The sequence below is a fragment of the Microcoleus sp. S13_C3 genome (assembly GCF_036700905.1).
Classification (GTDB): Bacteria; Cyanobacteriota; Cyanobacteriia; order Cyanobacteriales; family Microcoleaceae; genus Microcoleus.
Genome location: NZ_JAUBPT010000325.1, coordinates 1 through 2413 on the forward strand (window position 1 = coordinate 1; position 2413 = coordinate 2413).

General features: G+C 41.5%; 5 protein-coding genes. 3 read left to right on the forward strand and 2 right to left on the reverse strand.

The features are described from left to right. Together QUA16_RS36375 and QUA16_RS36380 are read left to right on the forward strand one after the other, a co-directional pair. On the forward strand, window positions 1-380 hold a 380-nt coding region (locus tag QUA16_RS36375), incomplete at its 5' end, for a transposase (RefSeq protein WP_333181788.1). 63 nt (window positions 381-443) lie between these two features. Further along, a complete protein-coding gene (locus QUA16_RS36380) occupies window positions 444-821 on the forward strand; it encodes a DUF433 domain-containing protein (RefSeq protein WP_333109720.1) in 378 nt (125 codons plus the stop codon). A 183-nt stretch (window positions 822-1004) separates the two neighbouring features. On the opposite strand, the gene QUA16_RS36385 is transcribed toward QUA16_RS36380, so the two are convergent. Both QUA16_RS36385 and QUA16_RS37120 read right to left on the reverse strand, forming a co-directional pair. Beyond that, a complete protein-coding gene (locus tag QUA16_RS36385) occupies window positions 1005-1316 on the reverse strand; it encodes a HigA family addiction module antitoxin (RefSeq protein WP_333026536.1) in 312 nt (103 codons plus the stop codon). Window positions 1317-1365: 49 nt separating this feature from the next. Continuing rightward, window positions 1366-1590 carry a type II toxin-antitoxin system RelE/ParE family toxin gene (locus tag QUA16_RS37120; protein WP_445252243.1) on the reverse strand — a complete coding sequence of 75 codons (225 nt, stop codon included), beginning with the start codon at window positions 1588-1590 and terminating at the stop codon, window positions 1366-1368. Window positions 1591-1981: 391 nt separating this feature from the next. On the opposite strand from QUA16_RS37120, the gene QUA16_RS36390 reads away from it, so the two are divergent. Continuing rightward, complete coding sequence (locus QUA16_RS36390; RefSeq protein WP_333109719.1) at window positions 1982-2305, forward strand: hypothetical protein; 324 nt, start codon at window positions 1982-1984, stop codon at window positions 2303-2305. Window positions 2306-2413: the final 108 nt, after the last annotated feature.

Below are 2413 nucleotides of genomic sequence, written 5' to 3' on the forward strand. Positions count from 1 at the left end.
TAAGTATCCCTTTTGAACCGGGAAAAGTTGTTCATTTTCCTCCGAGTGAATGTGCAATTTGTCCTCTGAGATCCGACTGCACAAATAGTAAAAGAGGACGTAGTGTATCAATTCATCCTGATGAAGCTTTAATGCAAGAGTTGCGAGCGCGTCAATCCACTACCACTGGTCGTCTTGACTTGAGAAAGCGTACTACAGTTGAACATTCTCTAGCCCATATTGGTCATTGGCAGGGGGACCGTGCCCGGTATCTTGGACAAAGGAAAAATCTCTTCGATTTACGTCGAGTCGCTGTTGTCCATAACCTCCATGTCATTGCTCGAATCTCTAAGCTTTTGCCAATTCAACCGGGCATAGAGTCGAATTCATTGACCGGGTAATTGCATACATCTCTTTTGTTGTCAACTTCTAATACTGTACCGACGCCCTAGAAGGTTATAGGTATGACTCCGGTATCCGAAACACAAGCGACTATTATCCGTACAGAGCGAGGACTGACGATTTCAGGCACTCGATTGACTCTCTACGATGTCATAGATTTTCTGAAAGCTGAGTATTCACCAAAATTGATTCGTAATAAATTTAACCTGACAGACGATCAAATTAACGCTGCTCTGTCTTATATTGAAACAAACCGCGCTCAAATCGAAACAGAGTATCAACAGGTATTACAAACAAGAGCAGAAATTCGCTCCTATTGGGAAAATCGCAACCGCGAACGGTTCGATCGCATTGCAATGATTCCCCGCAAACCCGGACAAGAAGCTCTCTGGGCAAAACTTGAGGAGCAAAAAGCAAGACGTGTCGCACAGAAACAATGACTTTCCTAGTTGACTACAATCTTGACGGCTATGCTCTTCTTTTCCTCGGAATTTTGACAAAACTCGGCTGGGTTGAACTCGTAAAGTCTTGAGCAAAATGCCGTGAGACTACTTGCCGGAGCAGGTAAGATGTCCAGACCGCAATTTAAACTTTGGTTAGCAATCTGAGATTAACATATCGCGCTATGCTACCGTAGATACTTTTTCGTACTCTTCACTGTGTTTTTGCACTGCATCCCAAATATCAACTTTTTGCTGAAGATTAAGCCACAGTTGAGGGCCATTCCCCAACGCTTTCCCAATCCGAATTGCCATATCTACTGTAATTGGTCTTTGACCTAAAACAATTTCGTTGACACTACGGCGGGATACACCAAGTATCTCAGCAAACCTGGTTTGAGTCATTTCAATATCTTCAAGCACATCTGAAATGACCTCGCCCGGATGTACTGGTCTGACTTTCCTCCCTTGAATAATGTTTTGTATGTCTTTCATGCAACTTTCCTTACGGTTTAAGTTAAATTTTTAGATTGTGTGTTATGGGCTAGTGATAATCTTCGAGATCTATATCGTATGCGTTGTTATCCTGAAATGTAAAAGTTATACGCCAGTTACCTGATACCTTTATTGACCAAGTTCCCTGTCTATCACCTTTAAACTCGTGTAAATCATAGCCGGGTATTCTAATATCCTCTATAATTATTGCTGTATTTATTACTTCAAGCTTGCTCTTATCCTTTTTCAAGTTCTTTAGGAAGTCCTTTTGCATTACCTTCCCTCAATAATCTTTCTAATGCTTTATTTTAAAAAGTTTGTATCATGTGAAATAATCCTTCAATCAAGCCTGAATATCCTGTTCATAGCACTTATATATATTAATTAAAACTTTTTGTAATCTTTGAGATTACTTTACTAATGTAACCTATGAGGTTACAGATGTCAAGCCGAAAATGATTGCCAAAGAAAAAATCGCTCCAATCTACTAACAGGGCTGGATCAGGGAGAACAAAAAAGCGATCGTAGCGGCTGAGCTAAGCGGATGGTGTTGGCGGTCAATGACGCTCCCAAACTGGATTCGATCGCAACTGCGGTACAATTAAGCCTTAGACAGCAGTCTGAGCTAGAACATTTTAAGAAAATCCTAAAAGAAGGACATCATCATGGACTCGACAGCCCCCTCTCAAAACGTCATCGATTGTTTGCAGGTTATCTTGGATGCCACTGCATCGAAAAATTACGAGCTTTTTACCACAGTGGGGGATGCAGGCTACAAAGCGAGCATTACACAACAAATGTTTGACGATGTTAGCGAGCAGCTCGCTTCACGCCTGCAAAAGGGATACTCATTTAATTATTTTGGTGAGATAAAACAAGGTAATTGTCCGATTTATTTGTGGAAGCTGAGTTTTGAAGATGGTGGAGATGAATTTGTGGCACACATGACTATGAATGGAGACAAAGTTGCTGGGATTTTCATCGAATAATATATAGCCTTTCTCAGTAACATGAGGTACTCATAGGGCATAGGGCATAGGGCATAGGGCATAGGGCATAGGGCATAGGGCATAGGGCATAGGGCATAGGGCATAGGG